At 72.4% G+C, this 20,823-nt stretch carries 20 protein-coding genes; 10 read left to right on the top strand and 10 right to left on the bottom strand.

Annotated features, from left to right (window positions below; all coding sequences use genetic code 11):
- Window positions 1–3: 3 nt before the first annotated feature.
- Both ACYVKZ_RS06990 and ACYVKZ_RS06985 read right to left on the bottom strand, forming a co-directional pair.
- Window positions 4–1,038, bottom strand: coding sequence for an iron ABC transporter substrate-binding protein (locus ACYVKZ_RS06990; protein ID WP_460991347.1), 1,035 nt, complete (start codon window positions 1,036–1,038; stop codon window positions 4–6).
- Between the two features lie 99 nt (window positions 1,039–1,137).
- Window positions 1,138–2,361, bottom strand: a complete 1,224-nt coding sequence (locus tag ACYVKZ_RS06985) for a glycoside hydrolase family 76 protein (RefSeq protein ID WP_460991346.1) — start codon at window positions 2,359–2,361, stop codon at window positions 1,138–1,140.
- Window positions 2,362–2,453: 92 nt separating this feature from the next.
- Here ACYVKZ_RS06985 and ACYVKZ_RS06980 point away from each other — a divergent pair, with 92 nt between their 5' ends.
- Both ACYVKZ_RS06980 and ACYVKZ_RS06975 read left to right on the top strand, forming a co-directional pair.
- A complete protein-coding gene (locus tag ACYVKZ_RS06980) occupies window positions 2,454–3,230 on the top strand; it encodes an SDR family NAD(P)-dependent oxidoreductase (RefSeq protein WP_460991345.1) in 777 nt (258 codons plus the stop codon).
- Window positions 3,227–4,426, top strand: a complete 1,200-nt coding sequence (locus ACYVKZ_RS06975) for an acyl-CoA dehydrogenase family protein (RefSeq protein ID WP_460991344.1) — start codon at window positions 3,227–3,229, stop codon at window positions 4,424–4,426. The genes ACYVKZ_RS06980 and ACYVKZ_RS06975 overlap by 4 nt, the downstream gene beginning before the upstream one ends.
- A gap of 17 nt (window positions 4,427–4,443) precedes the next feature.
- Here ACYVKZ_RS06975 and ACYVKZ_RS06970 read toward each other — a convergent pair whose 3' ends face one another.
- Together ACYVKZ_RS06970 and ACYVKZ_RS06965 are read right to left on the bottom strand one after the other, a co-directional pair.
- Window positions 4,444–5,259 (bottom strand): DUF1684 domain-containing protein, encoded by an 816-nt coding sequence (locus ACYVKZ_RS06970; protein WP_460991343.1) that lies wholly within the window; start codon window positions 5,257–5,259, stop codon window positions 4,444–4,446.
- A gap of 38 nt (window positions 5,260–5,297) precedes the next feature.
- Window positions 5,298–5,945: a LysE family translocator gene (locus tag ACYVKZ_RS06965; protein ID WP_460991342.1), complete on the bottom strand. Its 648-nt coding sequence runs from the start codon at window positions 5,943–5,945 to the stop codon at window positions 5,298–5,300.
- 155 nt (window positions 5,946–6,100) lie between these two features.
- On the opposite strand from ACYVKZ_RS06965, the gene ACYVKZ_RS06960 reads away from it, so the two are divergent.
- Window positions 6,101–7,486: an OFA family MFS transporter gene (locus ACYVKZ_RS06960; protein WP_460991341.1), complete on the top strand. Its 1,386-nt coding sequence runs from the start codon at window positions 6,101–6,103 to the stop codon at window positions 7,484–7,486.
- Between the two features lies 1 nt (window position 7,487).
- Window positions 7,488–7,589, top strand: coding sequence for an MFS transporter small subunit (locus ACYVKZ_RS06955; protein ID WP_442758771.1), 102 nt, complete (start codon window positions 7,488–7,490; stop codon window positions 7,587–7,589).
- On the opposite strand, the gene ACYVKZ_RS06950 is transcribed toward ACYVKZ_RS06955, so the two are convergent.
- Window positions 7,561–8,175 carry a DedA family protein gene (locus ACYVKZ_RS06950; RefSeq protein ID WP_460991340.1) on the bottom strand — a complete coding sequence of 205 codons (615 nt, stop codon included), beginning with the start codon at window positions 8,173–8,175 and terminating at the stop codon, window positions 7,561–7,563. The genes ACYVKZ_RS06955 and ACYVKZ_RS06950 overlap by 29 nt on opposite strands.
- 128 nt (window positions 8,176–8,303) lie before the next feature.
- On the opposite strand from ACYVKZ_RS06950, the gene ACYVKZ_RS06945 reads away from it, so the two are divergent.
- A complete protein-coding gene (locus ACYVKZ_RS06945) occupies window positions 8,304–8,609 on the top strand; it encodes a hypothetical protein (RefSeq protein ID WP_307007280.1) in 306 nt (101 codons plus the stop codon).
- A 102-nt stretch (window positions 8,610–8,711) separates the two neighbouring features.
- Here ACYVKZ_RS06945 and ACYVKZ_RS06940 read toward each other — a convergent pair whose 3' ends face one another.
- Entirely contained in the window at window positions 8,712–9,230 is a 519-nt protein-coding gene (locus tag ACYVKZ_RS06940) for an O-acetyl-ADP-ribose deacetylase (protein WP_460991338.1), read from the bottom strand.
- 49 nt (window positions 9,231–9,279) lie between these two features.
- Window positions 9,280–10,233, bottom strand: coding sequence for a pseudouridine synthase (locus ACYVKZ_RS06935; protein WP_460991336.1), 954 nt, complete (start codon window positions 10,231–10,233; stop codon window positions 9,280–9,282).
- Window positions 10,234–10,281: 48 nt separating this feature from the next.
- On the opposite strand from ACYVKZ_RS06935, the gene ppc reads away from it, so the two are divergent.
- Window positions 10,282–13,140, top strand: coding sequence for a phosphoenolpyruvate carboxylase (gene ppc, locus ACYVKZ_RS06930; RefSeq protein ID WP_460991334.1), 2,859 nt, complete (start codon window positions 10,282–10,284; stop codon window positions 13,138–13,140).
- Window positions 13,141–13,241: 101 nt separating this feature from the next.
- On the top strand, window positions 13,242–13,667 hold the full coding sequence (locus tag ACYVKZ_RS06925) for an Hsp20/alpha crystallin family protein (protein WP_460991333.1): 426 nt from the start codon (window positions 13,242–13,244) through the stop codon (window positions 13,665–13,667).
- A gap of 196 nt (window positions 13,668–13,863) precedes the next feature.
- Here the strand turns inward: ACYVKZ_RS06925 and ppsA are convergent, their stop codons facing one another.
- Entirely contained in the window at window positions 13,864–16,272 is a 2,409-nt protein-coding gene (ppsA, locus tag ACYVKZ_RS06920; protein ID WP_460991332.1) for a phosphoenolpyruvate synthase, read from the bottom strand.
- A 6-nt stretch (window positions 16,273–16,278) separates the two neighbouring features.
- A complete protein-coding gene (locus ACYVKZ_RS06915; protein ID WP_307007286.1) occupies window positions 16,279–16,689 on the bottom strand; it encodes a four-helix bundle copper-binding protein in 411 nt (136 codons plus the stop codon).
- A gap of 188 nt (window positions 16,690–16,877) precedes the next feature.
- Here ACYVKZ_RS06915 and ACYVKZ_RS06910 point away from each other — a divergent pair, with 188 nt between their 5' ends.
- Window positions 16,878–18,578 (top strand): GAF domain-containing sensor histidine kinase, encoded by a 1,701-nt coding sequence (locus ACYVKZ_RS06910; RefSeq protein WP_460991329.1) that lies wholly within the window; start codon window positions 16,878–16,880, stop codon window positions 18,576–18,578.
- Between the two features lie 35 nt (window positions 18,579–18,613).
- Here the strand turns inward: ACYVKZ_RS06910 and ACYVKZ_RS06905 are convergent, their stop codons facing one another.
- Complete coding sequence (locus ACYVKZ_RS06905; RefSeq protein ID WP_460991327.1) at window positions 18,614–19,291, bottom strand: response regulator; 678 nt, start codon at window positions 19,289–19,291, stop codon at window positions 18,614–18,616.
- A gap of 146 nt (window positions 19,292–19,437) precedes the next feature.
- Here ACYVKZ_RS06905 and ACYVKZ_RS06900 point away from each other — a divergent pair, with 146 nt between their 5' ends.
- Window positions 19,438–20,061, top strand: coding sequence for a helix-turn-helix domain-containing protein (locus ACYVKZ_RS06900; protein WP_460991326.1), 624 nt, complete (start codon window positions 19,438–19,440; stop codon window positions 20,059–20,061).
- Window positions 20,058–20,771, top strand: coding sequence for an SRPBCC family protein (locus ACYVKZ_RS06895; RefSeq protein WP_460991324.1), 714 nt, complete (start codon window positions 20,058–20,060; stop codon window positions 20,769–20,771). Before ACYVKZ_RS06900 ends, ACYVKZ_RS06895 begins: the two co-directional genes overlap by 4 nt.
- Window positions 20,772–20,823 lie beyond the last annotated feature (52 nt).

Here is a 20,823-nt window from a genome sequence, read left to right as displayed (position 1 = left end):
GGTCTAGAGGAGTCCTGTTGCGGTCATGAGCTCGTTCACCTTCTGCGAGTTGAGCTTGGCCGGGTCGATCTTGGGCGCCTGGAGCTGCTCGAGCGGGACGAGCTTGGCATTGGACGGGACGCCGGAGCCCACGGCGTATTCGTAGGAGGAGCCCTTCTGCAGGACCTCCTGGCCCTTCTTGCCGGTGATGAACTTCAGGAACTCCTGCGCGGCGGCCTGGTTCTTCGAGGACTTGAGCACGCCGCCGCCCGAGATGGAGACGAAGGCGCCGGGGTCCTGGTTCTTGAAGTACTCGAGGCCCACGTTGTTGGAGTTCTCGCCCGTCTTGGCCTGGTCGCCGAACCAGTAGTAGTGGTAGATGACCGCGCCGTCCACCTCGCCGCTGTTGACGGCCTTCATGGCCGTCGAGTTGCCCTTGTAGGACTTGGCGCCGTCCTTGAGCGCCTGGAGCCAGGCCTTGGTGGCGTCCTCGCCCTTGAGCTGCAGCATCGCGGAGACGATCGCCTGGAAGTCGGCGCCGGAGGGCGAGGCGGCCCAGCGGCCCTTCCACTGGGGGCCCTCGAGGTCCATGAGGGACTTGGGCAGCTTGTCCTGGGACACCTTCGACTTGTTGTAGGCGAACACGGTGGAGCGCGCGGCGATGCCGACCCACTTGTTGGTGGACGGGCGGTACTCGGCGGGCACCTGGGCGGCGGTGGCCGGGTCGATGTCGGCGAAGAGGCCCGCGTTCTCGACCTGGGTCATGGCGGGGGAGTTCTCGGTGAGGAAGACGTCCGCGGGGGAGGCGGGGCCCTCCTGGATGATCTGGTTCGACATCTCGGTGTCGTCGCCCTGGCGGTAGTTGACCTTGATGCCGGTCTCCGCCGTGAACTCGTCGATCCACTCCTTCGTGAGGGACTCGTGCTGGGCGTTGTAGACCGTGATGGTGCCCTTGTCGCCGGAGGCGGTGCCGGGAGCCGAGGATCCGCAGGCGGCGAGGCCGAGCGAGGTGGCGGCGACCAGGGCGATGCCAGCGAGGGCGCGGGGTCGGAGCTTCATCGAAAGCTTCCCTTTCGTGGGGTCACAGGGATGGTGGGCGACGGCGCCGCCGGCTGGCGTCGTCGGGTGACGTCACGATCGACTGTAGGTTAGCCACACCTAAGATGCCGCCCATTCTTCCCATAATGTGACGCATCTCACGTCAATTACGCAACCTTGGGCTTCGCTAATCCCCTCGGTGAGCCGATGCGCCGCCTCGCAGACCATCCAGGCCTGCAGCTGGGTGGACAGCTCGACCCGGCGTCCGGGGGGATACGCGTCCGACGCCGCCTCGCCCGGCCTCTGCGGGAAGGTCCACCAGGTGCCGCCCCGCCGGCCACTCCCGGGCTCCGTGCGCAGCTCGGCCCCCGCCCACAGCGCCTCGGCGGTGGCCGTGACCAGCCGCCCCGCGGTGCTCCGCGCCGCGAGCGGAAGGCGCGGGTCGCGCGCCGCGTCAGCGAGGTAGCGCGCGAGGATCCCCATGAACAGGCCGCCGTCCCCGCCGCCGTCCGCCCGCAGCGCGCGGCGGTGGCCGCCGTCGTGCGCCGCCTCGACCGTGAGCCGCTCGGCCACGGCGTGCGTCAGGGCCGCCGCCCGGGCGAGGTTGTCCGCGCCGCCCAGCGCGAGCAGTGCGCCGAGGATCGGGCCCTGGTTGTAGGTCCAGACGTCCCGGACGAGCTCGGCCGCCCCGTCCGGGGTCAGGTTGAGGCCGTCGAGGTACAGGCCCTGCTCGGGGTCGAGGAGCCCCTCGTTGAGCCAGTCGACGAGACGCTGGGCGCGGGCGGGGTCGCCCGTGCGGGCGAAGAACAGGGCGCCCGGGCCCGTGGAGGCGGTGTTCTTGTACCGCCGGCGCGTGTTCCAGAAGAGCCCGCCGCCGAGGTCGTCGGTGTCCGCCGAGACGAGCTCCCGGCCGAGCTCCCGCACGGCAGCCCCGCTCGCAGCGGGGACGCCGCCCGCCGCGCCGGACCGGCCCTGCAGGCGGCCGAGCCGGTCCGCGGCGAGCGCGAGCCAGGCCATGTCGTCGTAGAACCAGTTCCGGTACCGGAAGCCGTTGCGGACGCGGATGCCGGCCAGGAGGTCCCACGCGAGGGTGAGCTCCCGCGGTGCCGACGCCGGCCCGGTGGCCGCCGTCAGCTGGCGCTGCGCCGCGTCCACGAGGCAGTCGAGATAGTGGGCCTGCCACCAGTAGTGCCACGGGGCCCACGGGGTCCGGACCCGCTGGGCGGGCCTGGCCACCGAGGCGATCCAGGTTCCGGGGACCGCGCCCAGGAGGCGGTGGCCGAAGCCGGAGTTGACGCTGTCCGCAGCGGCGTGGGCGCGCTCCGCCCAGGTGGTCGGGTCCATGCGCCCACCCTAGCGGCGCGGCCGCGCCGTGACCGGGCTCACAGCCGTGCGCTACGATACTTCCGGTTAGTGACCATTAACTGGGAGGGGCCATGGAGCTTCAGGGGACGGCAGCGCTCATCACGGGAGGGGCATCCGGACTGGGCGCCGCGACGGCCCGGCGGCTGCACGCAGACGGGGCGGCGGTGCTGCTCGTCGACCTGCCCGGCAGCGCCGGCGAGGCCCTCGCCGATGAACTCGGGGACCGGGCCGCCTTCGCCCCCGCGGACGTGACGGACGAGGCCCAGGTGCGGGCCGCCGTCGTGCGCGCGGGCGAGCTCGCCCCGCTGCGCGTCGTGGTCAACTGCGCGGGCGTCGCGACCCCTGGGAAGGTCCTCGGCCGCGAGGGCGTGCTGCCGCTGGAGCAGTTCGAGCGGGTGATCCGCGTGAACCTCCTCGGCACCTTCAACGTGATCCGGCTCGCGGCCGAGGCGATCGCCGCGACGGAGCCCGTCTCGACCGATCTCGGCGGCCCGGAGCGCGGCATCATCGTCAACACGGCCTCCGTCGCCGCGTTCGACGGGCAGATCGGACAGCCCGCCTACTCCGCGTCCAAGGGCGGAGTCCACGCGATGACCCTCCCGATCGCCCGGGAGCTCGCCCGCTCGCTCATCCGGGTCGTCACCATCGCGCCGGGCATCTTCGAGACGCCCATGATGGCCGGGCTGTCCCGCGAGGCGCAGGACTCGCTCGGCGCCCAGGTCCCGCACCCGGCCCGCCTCGGCCGGCCCGCGGAGTATGCCAACCTCGTGGCGCACATCGTGGACAACGCGATGCTCAACGGGGAGACCATCCGCCTCGACGGGGCCATCCGGATGGCCCCCAAGTGACAGCCCTCGCCGCCGGCGGCCCGCGTGCCGCGGAACTTCCCGGCGCGGACTACTACGACCTCGAGCGGCGCCTCGAGCCCCGCGAGCGGGCCAAGCTCGCCGAGCTGCGCGAGTTCCTCGTCGCCGAGATCGCCCCGCATGCCGTGGGCTGGTGGGAGCGCGAGGAGTTCCCGCACCACGTCCTGCCCCGGCTCGCCGCACTGGGGCTCTCCACCCCGCACCGCCACGGCCACTCGCGGCTGTTCACGGGGCTGGTCATCGCCGAGCTGACCCGGGCCGATACCTCGATGGCGACCTTCTTCATGGTCCACCACGACCTCTTCGTCGAGGGCCTGTACGAGTTCGGGACGGCTGAGCAGCGCGCCCGCTACCTCGACGACGCCGTCTCGCTGCGCACCACGGGGGCGTTCGCGCTGACCGAGCCGGGGCACGGGTCCGACGTCGCCGGCGGCCTGACGCTCTCGGCCCGCCGCGACGGGAACTCCTGGGTTCTCGACGGAGCGAAGCGCTGGATCGGCAACGGCACCTTCGCCGACCACCTCCTCGTCTGGGCCCGCGAGGCCGGGGGCGCCTCGGCGGGGGCCGTGCGGGCCTTCATCGTGCCCGGCACCGCACCGGGGCTGACCCGCACCCGGATAGAGCACAAGACCGCCCTGCGGACCGTGCAGAACGCCGACCTCGTCTTCGAGGGCGTGCGGGTGCCCGAGGCCGACCGCTTCGCGCGGGTCTCCTCATTCGACGACGCCCGCACCATGCTCCTCGGCTCGCGCCTGCTCGTCGCCTGGCAGGCCGTGGGGCAGCAGCTCGCGGCGTTCGACGTGGCCCGCGCGTACGCGCTCGAGCGGGAGCAGTTCGGGCGCCCGCTCGCAAGGTTCCAGATGGTCCAGGGCCAGCTCGTGACGATGCTCGGCAACGCGACCGCGTCGATGGCGATGCTCGCCGAGCTATCCGCGCTCCAGACCGAGGGCCGGGCCACCATGGCCCGCGTGGCACTCGCCAAGGCATGGGCGACCGCCCGGATGCGCGAGACCGTGGCGCTCGGGCGCGGCATCCTGGGCGGCAACGGCATCCTCGCCGACTACGCGATGGCCAAGGTCTTCGCCGACGCTGAGGCCATCTTCACGTACGAGGGCACCTATGAGGTCAACGCCCTCATCGCGGGCCGGGACATCACGGGGGTCTCGGCCATCGCCTGACCGCCGCGCCCCGTGGCTCAGGCGGCGTCGGGCGTCTTCTCCCCGGCCTCGACGGCGAGGTCGAGCGAGTTCCCGCGCACCGGCATGGGGCAGGTGCCGTAGGCGGTGAACGCGCTCGGATAGTTGATCGCCCGGTTGAAGTCGAGCACCACGGACCCGTCGGGGCGGGGCCGGGGCGCCTCGACCTTGCGCCAGTCGTCGGTGGTCCGGCCGTTGGTCTCGTCGTGGAACGTGATGGTCAGCTCGCCGAGCCTGCCCTGTTCGGCCTGGAGGCGGTACTCGTGGCCGTGCCGGCGGAACACCACCTCGCCGGCGGAGCGGTGCACTCCGTCCACGAGCGGGTTCGCCGTGGAGATCGGCACATCGCGCGGCTCGGGGTACGGCTCCCAGCGCGCGTCGACGACCCACTCGGGCGCGTAGTCGAAGACGGGCACCCCGGTGAAGCCCGTCAGGGTCGGGGATGCGGAGTCCCGCGTGCGGATCGCGTACCTGTTCCCGCGCACGGCCAGCTCGACCAGGACCGTCCCGTACACCACCCAGTCGAGCGACTCCTCGTCCGCGAGCTCCGCGGTGTACGTGCCGTCCACAGGGTCGCCCGAGTCCGCGAAGACCAGGCCCTCGCCGGCGCGGGCGGTGAGCACCGCCGTCGTGCGCCCGCCCTCGGTGGCGACGGACCACAGCCCGGGCACCACCTCGACGGGGGACGGCGTCGGCTCGAGCCACTGGAACGAGGTGAGGGTGAGCCAGCCGTGCTCCGCAGCGAGGGCGCGGTTGCGGCTGTCGCGGAAGCGCTGCCAGCGGGCCAGCTGGGCGTCGGCGGGGGAGTCAGTCATGCCCTCGACAATGCCACGGGGCGGCCGCGTATTCCCGCTCAGGCGCGGCGCAGCTCCAGGACCGCCATGACCCCGAACGCGCCCAGCACCGTCCCGGTCACCCGGTCGATCCACTTCCGGAACGTGGCCCCGTTGAGCCAGCGCCCGAAGAACTGCGCCGCCGCGACGATCGCGAGGAACCACACGAGCGCCTCGGCGTTCGCCACGACCGAGAGCAGCAGGCCCATCGCCACCGGCGGGACCCCGGGGACGAGGAACTGGGGGATGACAGCGACGCAGAACATGCCGTACTTGGGGTTGAGCAGGTTGGAGACGAGCCCCTTCGCCCACGCCTTCCGCAGAGGCTCGAGGCTGTGGTGCGGCAGTGCGCCCGGCGGCAGGTCGCCGTCGCGCCGGGTGAGCGAGGCCCGCCACAGGCCGATGCCGAGCCAGACCATGTACGCCGCCCCGGCGATCCGCAGCACGTCGTACGCGACCTCCGAGACCGCGAGCAGCGCCGAGACGCCCGTGGCCGCCGCCGCGCCCCACACGAACGCGCCCGTGATCATGCCCAAGGCGGCGGTATACGCGTGCCGACGGCCCTGGCTGAGCGTGTAGCGCAGCACGAGCGCCGTGTCCGTCCCGGGGATGACGGTGATGAGGGCGGCGATCGCGGCGAAGCCGAGCAGGGAATCGGTCAGGGTCACCGTTCAAGGATATCGACGCCCGACGCCGCGGCGCGGGGCGCCGTTCAGCGCACGGAAGGTACCGTTCGGCGCAAAAGTGACGAAAGCCACTCGCGGAGGAATAGCGCGTGCGGGGAACGGTCGGGGCTCGGCCCGGCCGCGGACAGGAGGACCCGATGGCGTGGCTCGACCGCGAGCACAGCGTTGCCCGACCAGGATTCAACCGGTGGCTCATCCCTCCCGCGGCGCTCGCGGTGCACCTGTGCATCGGCCAGGCGTACGCCACGAGCGTGTACAAGACAGCGCTCGTGAAGCACTTCGGGGTGGGCCTGACGGAGATCGGCGTGATCTTCTCGGTCGCGATCGTGATGCTCGGCCTCTCCGCGGCGGTCATGGGCACCTGGGTGGACCGCAACGGGCCCCGCAAGGCCATGGTCGTGGCGGCCGTGTTCTGGGCCGGCGGCTTCCTCGTGGGGGCCGCCGGGATCTTCACCCGACAGCTGTGGCTCGTGTACCTCGGGTACGGGGCGATCGGAGGGGTCGGGCTCGGGATCGGCTACATCTCGCCCGTGTCCACCCTCATCAAGTGGTTCCCGGACCGCCCGGGCCTCGCAACAGGCCTGGCGATCATGGGATTCGGCGGCGGCGCGCTCATCGCCAGCCCGCTCTCCACCGCGCTCCTGAACGCCTACGACCCGGCGTCCGCGGCGCCCGGCGCCGTGGCGAGCGGCGACGCCGTGGGCAAGCTCTTCCTCACCCTCGCCGTGGTCTACTTCGCCTACATGCTCTTCGGCGCCTTCACCATCAAGGTCCCGCCGCCCCGGTGGTCGCCGGCGGGCTTCGACCCCGCCTCGGTCCGCTCCCACGCCCTCATCACCACCGGCCAGGTTCGGGCTGCGAGGGCCATCCGGACCCCGCAGTTCTGGCTGCTGTGGGTCGCACTGTTCTGCAACGTCACGGCCGGGATCGGGATCCTCGAGCAGGCCGCGCCGATGATCCAGGACTTCTTCCGGCAGCCCGGCGGCAAGTCCCTCGTGGCGGCGTCGGTGGCCGGCGGGTTCGTGGGGCTGCTCTCGATCGGCAACATGGCCGGCCGCTTCGCCTGGTCGGCGACCTCGGACAAGATCGGCCGCAAGCGCATGTACATGGGCTACCTCGGCGTCGGGGCGGTCCTGTACGTCCTGCTGGCCTTCGCCGGGCACACCTCCACGGCCCTGTTCGTGCTCTTCGCGTTCGTCATCATCTCGTTCTACGGCGGCGGCTTCTCCACGGCGCCCGCGTACCTGCGGGACCTCTTCGGGACCCTCGAGGTGGGCGCCATCCACGGCCGGCTCCTCACGGCGTGGTCCGCAGCCGGCGTGGTGGGCCCGCTGGTCGTCAACGGGGTCCTCGACGCGCAGGGCACGCCAGGCAAGCTCACCGCGGCGGCCTACCAGCCTGCGCTGCTGATCATGGTGGGCCTGCTCGTGGTCGGGTTCGTGGCGAACCTGCTCATCAAGCCCGTCGACACGACATTCCACGAGCCCGAGCCCGCCACCGCGGGCGCAGCGAAGGAGAGCTGACATGAAGACCGCACGCCTTGCCCTCGGCTGGATCCTCGTGGGCCTGCCGCTCCTCTACGGGGTCGCGACCACGCTCATGAAGGCCGCCGACCTGTTCGGCTGACCGCCGCGCCGGCCGCTCCGCGCCGTCGCCGGCGCCGCGCGAGGATGGCCGCGAGGGCGGAGGCCAGGAGGAAGCTCGCGCCCGCGCTGACGAGGGCGGAGGCCCAGAACGGCAGGTCCGTCGCCGTGTTCGCCACGAACCCGATGCCCGCCATCCACACCGACCAGAGGAGGCCGCCGAGAGCGTCCCCCACGAGGAACCCGCGGGAGGGGATCTGCGACATCCCGGCCGCTGCCGACGAGGCGAGCCGGCCGCCCGGGAGGAACCGGGTGCCGACGATCGCCACGAGGGCGCCGAGGCGGCCCAGCTGGTCCAGGGCCTCGTGGGTGCCCGCATGCAGCCGCCGGCCCCAGCGCCACCGGTCCACGAACGGGCTCAGGCTGTGCCTGAAGAGGAGGTACATCGCCACGTCGCCCACCCAGGAGCCGAGCGCCGAGAGGACCACCACGGCGGTGAAGTCCACGTGGCCCTCCGCGGCGAGCGAGCCGGCCGTCGCGACCGCCACCTCGGCGGGGATGAGGGGGAAGAACACATCCGCGGCCACGACCGGCACGAGGCCCGTGAGCAGCGCAGTCCAGGGGCTCACCGCGGCGCCGACGCCGGGCGCGCCCCCGCCGCTCGCCGGTGGCCGGGGAACATGCGGGACCTCACGCGTCCAGTGTTCCGCACACCTCCCGCCGCGCACACCCCTCGGGGCTTCGGTACGGTGGCCCCATGCCCAGCTACCGTGCCGTCCTCCAGATCACGGGCCTGCGCCCAGGCCAGCCGCCGGAGCGGGTCATGGATGCCGCCCGTGAGGCCCTCGGCTCCCTCCACCACGTCGAGGCCCACCAGATCGACGTGGTCCGCGGGGTCCCGCAGATCACGCTGCGGTTCCTCGTCGAGGCCGAGAACGACGACGCGGAGGTCGCCGCCGCCCGCCGGGCCGCCCTGGTCCTGCAGGACGCGGTGGAGGATGTGGCGACGACGGGCAGGCTCCAGGTGCTCCGGCGCCGGCGCGGGGCCTGGATCCCGGTGTAGCCGGGCAGGAACTGCATCGTTCAGGGCCAAACCGACGGTTTTTGGGGCGGATCCGGCCGTGAGTGGTGCAGTTCCGCACGCCGCAGGTCCCGAGCGGCCGTCTCAGCCCGCCCGGTGCAGCGCGGCGGCGAAGGCCGCGGCGGTCGTCGCCCCGAACAGCACGAATTCGACGCGCTCCACCGTCCCGGGGTCCGCGGCCCGGACCGTCTCGATCGCCGTCGTCGCCACCACGTCCCGGTCCCACCCGTAGATCCCCGCCGAGATCGCGGGGAACGCGATGGACGCCGCGCCGAGCCTCCGGGCCACCGCCAGGCTCTGGGCGAAGCACGAGGCGAGCAGGGCCCGATCCCGCTGGCCCGCGTTCCAGTTGGGCCCCACGGTGTGGATCACCCAGGAGGCCGGCAGCCGGAACGCCGGGGTCGCCACGGCGTCGCCCACCTGCAGGCCGCCGGGGAGGCGGGTCTGGCGGAGGTCGCGGCAGGCCTCGAGGAGCTCGGGGCCCGCGGCCCGGTGGATCGCGCCGTCCACGCCCCCTCCGCCGAGCAGCGAGGAGTTCGCGGCGTTCACGATCGCGTCGACCCGACGCGTGGTGATGTCCCCTTCGACGATCTCGATCTGCATGCCACCAGTGTGCGCCTCCACGGGCGAGGCTGCGGGCCAGGCGGTGGGATCAGGCGGGGGACTCCTGCAGGGAGAGCCGGCTGCGGAACTCGGTCTCCCGTCTGGTCAGCGGGTCGCGGAATCGGATCCCCCGCGCGAGGAGCTGGAGGGGGCGCGCGTAGTCGTCCGGGGCCTGGTCCAGCAGCACCGGGTAGAACGGATCGTGCAGGATCCCGGCCCCGAGCCCGGCCATGTGGACGCGCAGCTGGTGGGTCTTGCCGGTGTGCGGCTCGAGCCGGAACAGCGCGCGCGGCGCGTCCGCCGGCCCGCCCACGCGCTCCAGGTTCACGCGGGTCTCGGCGTTCGGCTCGCCCTCCGCCACCGAGGCGAGGAGGTAGTCGCGCCGCTTCTCCATGCGGTTGCGCACGACGACGGGTGCCGCGAACCGCTCGGCCGCCCACCCGGCGTCGTGGGCCCCGGCCCCGGCGGGGGCCAGCGCGGAGACGCACTCGTACTCCTTCTGCACGGCCCGCCGCTCGAAGAGGACCTGGTACTTCCCGCGGGTGGCCGGGTTCACGGAGAACAGCAGCACCCCGGCCGTCATGCGGTCCAGTCGGTGCATGGGGATGAGGTCGGGCAGGTCCAGGGCGTTGCGCAGCCGCACCAGCGCGGACTCCTGGATGTAGGCGCCGCCCGGGGTGGTGGGGAGGAAGTGCGGCTTGTCCGCGACGAGGACGTGCTCGTCGCGGTGCAGCACGGTGATCTCCACCGGAAGCCTCTCCTCCGGCGGCAGCGTGCGGTAGTACCAGATGAACGTGTGCTCCTCGAGCGGGGTGGCCCGGTCCAAGGGCGAGCCGTCCATCCCGACGATCTCGCCGCCGTCGAACCTGGCCAGGATCCCCTCCGGGTCGATGTGCCCCCAGCGGTGCAGCATGTAGTCCAGCGCGGTGTCCCACGGTCCCTCGGCCGGCAGGCGCAGGCGGGTCGCGTTGACGCCGTCGCGTACGGGCAAGGGGGATTTCATCACCTATCAAGGGTATCCTCGCGCTGGAAACCTAGCCTCTGGAGTGCCATGCCCGCGTCTTTCGACGCCCCAGATCCCGCCGCCACGCCGCCGGAGGACGCCGCCCCCGCCGCGGAGCTGCGCGCCGACGTCCGGCGCGTCTCGACTCTGCTCGGCGAGTCCCTCGTGCGCCAGCACGGCCAGGGGCTCCTGCGCCTGGTCGAGGAGGTGCGGCTGCTGACCAAGGAGTCGAAGGAGGCCGCGCGCGGCGGGGCGGGGGCGCTCGGCCCGTGGAACGCGGCCGACGTCGCCGCGCAGGTCCGCGAGCTGCTCGCCTCCCTGCCGCTCGAGCAGGCGACCGAGCTCGTGCGGGCCTTCGCGTTCTACTTCCACCTGGCCAACGCCGCAGAGCAGCTGCACCGGGTGCGGGAGCTGGGGGAGAGGCCGGACGACGCCGGGTGGCTGGCCGCCGCCGTCCGGGACATCGCCGAGCAGGCCGGCCCGGAGGCCCTCCAGCAGGCGGTGGACTCCCTTGACGTCCGCCCGGTCTTCACGGCCCACCCCACCGAGGCCACGCGCCGCTCGGTCCTGGACAAGCTCCGGGCGATCGACCGCATCCTCGAGGTGCCCGCCGCCGAGGGCTCGGCGCTCAGGCGGCGGCAGGACCGGCGCCTGGCGGAGATCATCGACCAGATGTGGCAGACCGACGAGGTCCGCCTCGTGAGCCCGGCCCCGCTCGACGAGGCCCGCAACGCGGTCTACTACCTGGGCGAGATCCTCACCGCGGCGCTGCCGGAGGTCCTCGACCAGCTCACCGACCTCCTCGCCGAACACGGGGTCACGCTCCAGCCGGGGCGCGTGCCGCTGCGGTTCGGCTCCTGGATCGGCGGGGACCGGGACGGCAACCCGAACGTCACCCCGGAGGTGACCCGCGAGATCCTGGGGCTGCAGAACCAGACCGCGGTGCGGATCGCCGTGGGGGTCATGGACGAGCTCATCAGCTCCCTGTCGAACTCGACCGACCTCACGCCGGTGGTGCCCGAGCTCGAGGAGTCGATCCGCCACGACCTGGACCGGCTCCCGGCGCTCGACCCGCGCGTCCTGGAGCTCAACGCCCACGAGCCGTATCGGCTCAAGCTGACCTGCATCAAGGCCAAGCTGCTCAACACCGGCCGCCGCGTGGCCTCCGGTGCAGCCCACGAGGCCGGCCGCGACTACATCAACGCCGCCCAGCTCGCGGCGGACCTCGACGTCGTCGAGCGGTCCCTCCGCTTGCACTCGCCGCTGGCGGCCGACGGCGTGCTGGGCACCGCCCGCCGCGTCCTCGCCTCGTTCGGACTGCACCTCGCGACGCTGGACATCCGCGAGCACGCCGACTACCACCACGAGGCCGTGGGGCTCCTGCTCGACCCGCTCGGCGAGCTGCCGAGGCCGTTCCTCGAGCTGCCGCGCGCCGAGCGCCAGCGCGTCCTGGCCCGCGAGCTCGGCTCGCGGCGTCCCCTCTCCGGCCACCCGGTGGTCCTCCCAGGGCACGCGGGCAGGATCTACGAGACGATGCGGGTGATCCGCCAGGCCCGGCGGCTCCTCGGCCCCGACGTCATCGAGACGTACATCGTGTCCGTGACCCGCGGGCCCGACGACGTCCTGGCGGCCGCGCTGCTGGCCCGCGAGGCCGGGCTCGTCCGGCTGTTCGGGGACGAGCCGTACTCGCACATCGGGTTCGCGCCGCTGCTCGAGTCGCTCGAGGAGCTGCGGCATGCGGCGGAGATCGTGGACGGGCTGCTGTCGGAGCCGGCGTACCGCGAGCTCGTGCGGCTGCGCGGGGACGTGCAGGAGGTCATGCTCGGGTACTCGGACTCCAACATGGAATCCGGTGTGTTCACGAGCCAGTGGGAGATCCATAAGGCCCAGCGGAACCTGCGCGACGTCGCCGCCCGCCACGGGGTGCGGCTGCGGCTGTTCCACGGCCGCGGCGGCTCGGTGGGCCGCGGCGGCGGCCCCACGTACGAGGCCATCATGGCCCAGCCGAACGGTGTCCTCGAGGGCGAGATCAAGTTCACCGAGCAGGGCGAGGTCATCTCGGACAAGTACTCGCTGCCCGGCCTGGCGCGGGAGAACCTCGAGCTCTCGCTCGCCGCCGTCATGCGGGCCACGGCGCTGCACCGGGACCCCCACACCGCACTGCGCGACCGCGAGCGCTTCAGCGCCCTCATGGACCTCGTCTCGGATGCGGCGTTCGCGCGGTACCGGACCCTCATCGACGACCCGGACCTGCCGGCCTACTTCCTCGCGTCGACGCCGGTGGAGCTGATCGGCCGGCTCAACATCGGGTCCCGCCCGGCGCGGCGGCCCGAGGCCGAGCCGGCCTCCGACGGGCTCCCCGGGCTGGAGGGGATGCGGGCGATCACCTGGGTCTTCGGCTGGACCCAGTCGCGGCAGATCGTCCCCGGCTGGTTCGGCGTCGGGTCCGGGCTGCGGGCGGCGCGGGAGGCGGGCAAGGACCGCGAGCTGCGCGAGATGTTCGCGCGCTGGCCCATCTTCGCCTCGGTCATCTCCAACGTCGAGATGACTCTGGCCAAGACGGACCTGGAGATTGCCTCGCACTACGTCTCGACCCTCGTTCCGCCCGGGCTGCACCGGTTCTTCGACGCCATCCGCGCCGAGTTCGAGCTGACGGTGGCCGAGGTGCGCCGGCTCACCGGCGAGTCGGAGCTGCTCGATGCCTCCCCGACGCTCAAGCGGACGCTCGAGATCCGGGACCAGTACCTCGACCCGATCAGCTACCTGCAGGTCGAGCTGCTGCGCCGGCTCCGCTCGGGCGCGGAGGGGGAGCACGACGTCGAGGGGCCGGGGACCGCGGAGAAGCTGCAGCGGGCACTGCTCATCACCATCAACGGCGTCGCCGCGGGCCTGCGCAACACCGGCTAGCCCAGGGGGGACCATCGGCCCTTCCTCCCCGGGCGGCTGCGCGGCAGGCTGGTTCCGGCGGGACCGCCAGGAGCCCCGCCGAGGGAGGAAGGTGAGCAGAGATGACTGAACTGACCCGATGGTTCGACTCGCGTCGCACGCCCTTCGAGCTCATCGAGAGGCTCTTCGAGGGCGACGCGGGCCAGGGCGCGGCCATCAAGGTCGAGGAGGTGCGCGACGGCGATTCCCTCGTGGTCCGGGCCGAGCTCCCCGGCATCGACCCCGAGAAGGACGTCGACGTGAGCGTCTCCGACGGCGCCCTCCACATCAGCGCGCACCGCGAGGAGAAGTCCGAGGAGAAGTCGAAGGGCTCCTACCGCAGCGAGTTCCGCTACGGCTCGTTCTCCCGGACGCTGCCGCTGCCGGAGGGCGCGACGGCCGAGTCGGTCACGGCTTCCTACAAGGACGGCGTGCTCGAGGTCCGGGTGCCGGTTCCCACGACGCCCCCCGCGCCGCCGTCATCCAAGGTCCAGGTCACGCGCGGCTGAGGCCTGGCGTCCGGGCAGCGGCCTCAAGCAGCTGGGACTGCCGCCCGGAAGAGGTGGCCCCGCACCGCACAGGGACATCCTGTGTGATGCGGGGTCACCTCCCTGCGTTGAGGGGTCATGTCCCTGCGCTGACCAGGCGGCGGACCCAAGGCCCCCATGACCCTGGCTCCACAGCCCGGAGTGTGATGGGCGGTGTCTACTCGTGCCGCCGGAGGCGGGCCTCGGCCGCTGCGATGATCGGCACGGTGCGCAGCACGCTGTCCGGATTGAGAGAGATCGAATCGATCCCCTCGCCCACGAGGAACTCGGCGAAGTCCGGGTGGTTGCTGGGCCCCTGGCCGCAGATCCCGATGGGGATGCCCGCGGCGTGCGCCTTGCGGATGGCCTCGGCGATCATCGTCGTGACCGCCTCGTCCCGCTCGTCGAACTGCGCGGCCAGGCGCGCCGAGTCCCGGTCTACGCCGAGGACGAGCTGCGTGAGGTCGTTGGAGCCGATCGAGAAGCCGTCGAAGCGGGCCGCGAACTTCTCGGCGAGGACCACGTTGGAGGGGATCTCGCACATCATGTAGACCTTGAGACCGTTCTCGCCCCTCGCCAGCCCGTGCTCCGCCATGGCGGCGAGGACGGCGTCGGCCTCCGCCGGGGTCCGGCAGAACGGGACCATGACCACGACGTTGGCGAACCCGAGCTCCTCGCGCGCCTTCTTCAGGGCGCGGCACTCGAGCGCGAACCCTTCCCGGTAGCGCTCGTCGTGGTAGCGGGAGGCGCCGCGGAAGCCGAGCATCGGGTTCTCCTCGGCCTCCTCGAAGGCGGCCCCGCCGAGCAGGTTCGCGTACTCGTTGGTCTTGAAGTCGCTCAGCCGCACGATCGCCGGGCCGGGATGGAACGGCGCCGCGATCTTCGCGATGCCTGTCGCGAGACGGTCCACGAAGTACTCGGTCGGGTCCCGGTACCCGCGGGTGAGCGCCGCGATCTCCTCCTGGTCCGCGGCATCGGCGACCTTCTCGGGGTGCACGAGCGCCATCGGGTGGACGCGGATGAGGCCCGAGATGATGAACTCCATCCGTGCGAGCCCCACGCCCGCCGCGGGGAGCCGCCACCAGCGGAACGCGGCGGACGGGTCGGCGAGGTTCACCATGACGTGCGTGCGGGTCGCGGGGAGGGCGCCGACGTCGGCCTCTTCCACCGTGAACGGGATCCTGCCGCCCAGCACGAGCCCCTCGGCGCCCTGGGCGCACGAGAGCGTGACCGGCGCGCCGTCGGCGATGGCCGAGGTGCCGCTGACCGTGCCCACCACGGCCGGGACACCGAGCTCCCGGCTCACGATCGCCGCGTGGCTCGTGGGGCCGCCGTGGTCGGTGACGATGCCGGAGGCCCGTTTCATCACGGGCACCCAGTCGGGGTCGGTCATGGTCGTCACGAGCACGGCGCCGTCGCGGAAGCTGGCGATCTGGGAGGGGTCGGCGATGACGCACGCCTCGCCCGCGGCGATGGCCTCCCCGATCGCGGCACCCCGGGCCAGAACCGGTCCCGTCCCCTCGAGCCGGTGGACCGTCAGCGCGCCTGCGCTGCGCTTGGCCTGCACCGTCTCCGGCCTGGCCTGGACCATGAAGAGCTCGCCCGTCTGGCCGTCCTTGGCCCACTCCATGTCCATCGGCCGGCCGTAGTGCTCGGCCACGGCGGTTGCCCAGCGCGCGAGCGTGAGGACCTCGGCGTCGTCGAGCACGAACGCGGCGCGCTCCGCCTCCGAGGTCTCGAGCAGGACCGTCCCCGAGCCGCCGGGGGCGAAGACGAGCTTGTGCTCCTTGGCGCCCGCGGTGCGCCCGATGATCGGCCGCAGGCCCGGATCAGCCAGGAGCGGGGAGAACACCTCGTACGAGTCCGGGTTCACGGTGCCCTGCACCACCGTCTCGCCCAGCCCCCACGCCGCGCTGATCTCCACCACGCGCGGGAACCCGGACTCCGTGTCGAGGGAGAACATCACGCCCGAGCCAGCAAGGTCGGAACGGACCATGCGCTGCACCCCGATCGAGAGCGCCACGTCCAGATGGTCGATCCCGTGCAGCTCGCGGTACGTGATCGCGCGGTCCGTGAACAGCGAGGCGTAGCACCGCCGGCAGGCGGCGAGCAGCTCGTCCTCGCCGGAGACGTTGAGGAAGGTCTCCTGCTGGCCCGCGAAGCTGGCCTCGGGCAGGTCCTCCGCTGTCGCACTGCTGCGCACTGCCACGGCGGGCCGCTCCTGGCCCACGCGGCCGGCGAGGTCGCGGTAGGCGGCGGCGACCGCCGTCGTGAGCGCCTCGGGGATCGGCGCAGCGAGGACGAGTTCCCGGATGGCTGCGCCGGTCGCTCTGAGGCCAGACTGCCCCGCGCGGAATGCGGTCAGCAGAGAGGCCATCGCGGGACGGATGCCGGCGTCGTCAAGGTAGAGGCGATAGGCGTCCGCGGTGGTGGCGAAGCCCTCGGGAACGGCCACGCCCACCGAGGCGAGGTGCCGGGTGAGCTCGCCGAGCGAGGCGTTCTTCCCGCCCACCCGCGGGACGTCGGCGATGCCGACGTCGTCGAACGCCACCACGAGCTCGGTGCCCGGGCGGGCGGGGGCGCTCATGCTGGCTCAGTCCAGCGCGAGCATGGCCGCGGCGGCTGCGCGGACGCGGGTGCAGGAGTCGGCGGTGACCCGGCAGTGCGGGTAGGCGCCCGCATACACGCGGCACACGTCCTCGCACAGCGCGCTCACGTCGTCGAGAGCACGCAGGACGGACGCGGGCGTGGGCCCGAAGTCCGAGCCGAAGCGGGAGAGGATCTGCGCGGACGCGGAGCAGATCGCCGCGCAGTTCAGCTGGGCCCGGATAACGCGCGTCAGATGGGCGACCCCGGGCTCCTCGAGGCAGCTGTCCGCACCGGTCGTGCAGGCCTGGGTGCAGGCGAGCGCCGCGTCGATGCATTCGCTGAGGGCCGTTCGCTGCGCCTCGGTCATGTCCGGCGCGGCCGGATGCACGACGAGGGCCTGACGGGCGTGTGACATGGGCTCTCCTGGTCATCGGTCACGGTGCGGGACGGACGATGCCGCTCCTCAGAGATTGTGCCGAAGCGTCCCCTGGGAGCGCGAGAGTCTTTGGTCCCGAGGCCTCGAATCATGCGCGGCCACAAGGGTGGTGGAGGGGACCCCTCGTGTGCATACTGATGACGGGGGAGGGGCGGTGGAAGCTTTCCATGGATGATGCATCGATCTTGCCTGGAAGCGCTGCGAGCCGGATCGAGGACCTGCTCCAACAGTTCGTCTCACGGGCCCACGAGCTGCTCGAGACCCAGGAACGGATGCGCGGCCTGCTGGCGGCGGTCGTCTCCATCGCCGAGGACCTCACCCTCGAAGCCGTCCTGGACCGCGTGGTCACGTCCGCGCGGGAGCTCGTCGGGGCCAAGTACGCGGCCCTCGGGGTCCTCGGTCCTGGGGGAACCGCAGTGAGCCACTTCCTCACCGTCGGGATGGACGAGGAGACCGTGCAGCGGATCGGGACGCGGCCCACCGGCCACGGCGTCCTCGGGCTGCTCATCCACGATCCGCGCCCTCTGCGGCTCCACGATCTCGGCACCCACGCCGACTCCTACGGGTTCCCGCCCAACCACCCGCCGATGAGGACCTTCCTCGGCGTCCCGATCCGGGTCCGCGACGAGGTGTTCGGGAACCTCTACCTGACCGAGAAGGCCGACGGCGAGGACTTCAACGCCGAGGACGAGGACCTCGTGGTGGCGCTCGCCGCCGCGGCCGGCGTCGCGATCGAGAACGCGAGGCTCTTTGCGGACATCGGCCGGCGGCAGCGCTGGCGCGAGGCGAGCATGGACGTGGCGGGGAAGCTGTTCGGCCTCGAGGACCTCGCCGGGGGCAGCAGCTTCATCGCCGAGCAGACCGTGGCCATCGCCGGGGCGCAGGTGGTGGCCATTGCGCGCGCCCGGGCCACCGGGATGGGGCACGAGTGGCGGGCCGTCGCGGGCACCCGCAAGGAGTGCTTCGACGAGACGGCACGGGCCGGGGCGATCGCGCTCGCGGCCAGGGTCTCGATGACAGGCGAGACGCTCGAGCTCACGGGCCCCGAGGTGTTCGGCCCCGACACGCCGGTGCGGTACGCCCTCGTGGTGCCCTGCGGGCAGCCGGGGCAGGACGCGGGCGCCGTGCTGATCGGGCGGGTGGAGGGGGAGCCGGCCTTCGACCAGGTGGACATCGAGATGGCGCCCGTGTTCTGCTCCTACGCCTCGCTCGCGCTGCAGGTGGCGCGGCAGCACCGGCAGCGCGAGGAGCTGCTCGTCTTCACCGATCGCGATCGGATCGCCCGCGATCTCCACGACGTGGTGATCCAGCGGCTCTTCGCGGCGGGCCTGAGCCTGCAGGGGCTGCGGCGGTTCTGCACCCCGGGCCCGGACGGCGTGCGCGCTGCGGAGAAGATCGACTCGATCACCGGCGAGCTGGACGAGACGATCGCCGCGCTGCGCAACACGATCTACTCGCTCAACGACGCCAAGTCGGGGGACAGCCTGAGCGCCCGCCTCGTCCGGGTGGTCCAGGAGGTGACCGGGGAGCTGCCCACCACGCCGCGGGTGGAGCTGCTCGGGCCGATCGACACGGCGGTCCCGCCGGCGGTGGCCGACCAGGCGCTGGCCGTGCTCACCGAGGGGGTCTCCAACGTGGTCCGGCACGCCCAGGCGGACTCACTGTGGGTCACGGCGACGGTGGCCGACGGCGAGTTCGAGCTCGTCGTGGCCGACGACGGGCATGGGCTCGGGGCCACGACGAGGCGCAGCGGGCTGAAGAATGTGGCCGAGTGCGCCGAGGCCCTCGGGGGCCGCTTCGAGCTCGGTCCGGCGGAGGACGGCGGCACGCGGCTGTGCTGGACCGTCCCCATCACCGTCATCGGCTGAGGAACCCGCGAACTCGGCTCAGTGGAAGGCGCGGCTCAGTAGAAGTGGGGCGCGTTGCGGGCCACGAACAGCGCGGCCTGGGTCCGCCGCTCGAAGCCGAGCTTGGCCAGGAGGGAGGAGACGTAGTTCTTGACGGTCTTCTCCGCCAGGAACAGCTTCTCGCCGATCTCCCGGTTGGTCATGCCCTCGCCGATGAGCGCCAGGACCCGGCGCTCCTGCGGGCTGAGGAGCTCCAGGCGCGGATCGAGCTCCTCTTCCTGGGGCTTGAGCCCCTCGAGCGCCTTGGCCTTCACCACCGGGTCGAAGAGGGAGGCGCCGTGGGCCGCGCGGCGCAGCGCGGTCACGAGGTCGGTCCCGCGGATCTCCTTGAGGACGTAGCCGCTCGCGCCGGCGAGGATCGCACCCCGGAGGGACTGGTCGTCGTCGTAGCTCGTGAGCATGACGCACGCGAGGGACGGGTCCACCGAATGGACGTCGCGGCACACCTCGATCCCGGTCCCGTCCGGCAGCCGCACGTCCAGTACTGAGACGTCCGGCTTGAGCGCAGGGATGCGGCGCGTGGCCTCGGCCGCGGTCCCCGACGTCCCGACCACCTCGAACCCCTCGCCCTCGAGGAGCTCCTGGAGCCCCCGGCGCACGAGCTCGTGGTCGTCGAGGATGAAGACGCGCAGGCACTCGTCCCCCGGGGCCGGGGTGGGCGTTTCGTGCGGCACGGCGGCGGTCCTTCCCTGAAATGTCGCAGGCGACTGTCGCGTCCATTCTGTCCGCGGGGCGGCGGCCTTGCTAGGGCCTTACGGCGGAAGTGTTGGACATCCTTTTCATCCTTGACAAGAAATATTGTCGGTAGGACCATGGACGCATGCAGGACGTCATGGTCATCGAGGACCCCGCCGCGGCCGCCGCGAGTCTGGACCCGCTCAGGGCCCGGCTCCTGCGGCAGCTGGCCGCGCCGTCGTCCGCGGCGGCGTTAGCCGCGAAGGTGGGGCTGCCCCGCCAGAAGGTCAACTACCACCTCCGCGCCCTCGAGGACCACGGGCTCGTCGCGCTCCTGGAGGAGCGGCGCAAGGGCAACGTCATGGAGCGCGTCCTGCAGGCCACCGCGGCGTCCTACATCATCTCCCCGGCCGCGCTCGCGGTCGTCGAGCCCGATCCCGAACACCTCCGGGACCGCTTCAGCGCCTACTGGCTCCTCGCCCTCGCCGCGCGCACCGTGCGCGAGGTGGGGCGCCTGCTCGCCGGCGCGGTCGCGGCGGGACGGCAGCTGGCCACCTTTGCGGCCGACGGCGAGATCACCTTCGCGTCCGCGGCCTCGCGGGCGGCGTTCGCGACCGAGCTGGGCGCCGAGGTGGCCAGGCTCGCCGCGAAGTACCACGACCCCTCGGCGACCGGCGGGCGGCGGCACCGGCTCGTGGTCGTGCTCCACCCCGCCCTCAAGCCGGACGCCGCCACCGGCCCCGCACCAGACCAGGAGGTCCAGCCATGACCGAGCAGCACCCGTTCGAGATCGTCCACGACGTAGTCCTCCACGCAGCCCCCGAGCGGATCTGGGAGGCCGTCACCGACGGTACCGCCGCGTGGATGTTCCCCACCGACCAATGGCCGGCGGTCCACACGGTCGAGGACTATCCCCGCCACCTCGTCTCCCGCATGGAGGGCCCCGACGGCTGGTACAACCAGCTCGAGCACCTCCTCACCCCCGGGCCGGAGGGGACGAACCTGCACTACGTGCACTCCGGCATCCTCACGGACAACTGGGAGCAGCAGTACGACGGCGCAGCCCAGCACACCCTCTTCTATCTCCACACCCTCGGCGAGTACCTCGAGCACTTCGACGGCCGCGCCGTCTCCTTCGTGGACGTCCAGAGCCCGGACGGCGCCACGGCGCCCGACGCCCTCGAGCGGTTCGTCGCCGCGCTCGCCCTGACCGACGTGATGGCGGGGGAGAAGAAGGACCTCGACCTCCCGGGCCTCGGGCCCGTCGAGGCCACCGTGGACTACGCCACCGGCCCCTTCCTCGGCCTGCGGACCGAGGACGCGATGGTCCGCGTGTTCGGTCGGGAGGCCTTCGGCCAGCGGCTGGGCCTGACCGTCCACGACTTCTCGCTGGACACGGCCGACGACGCCGCACGGTCGGCCCGTGCCCAGGAGCATGCCGACGCGTGGGGCGAGTACCTCAGGGCCCTGTACGCCTGATCCGGCAGCCCGGATCGAGCAGCCCTGATCCGGCGCGGCGCCCGGGCCCCTG

Source organism: Sinomonas soli (genome assembly GCF_054782415.1).
The sequence above is the reverse complement of the archived record's forward strand: the minus strand, read 5'-3'. Positions and strand labels throughout refer to the sequence as shown.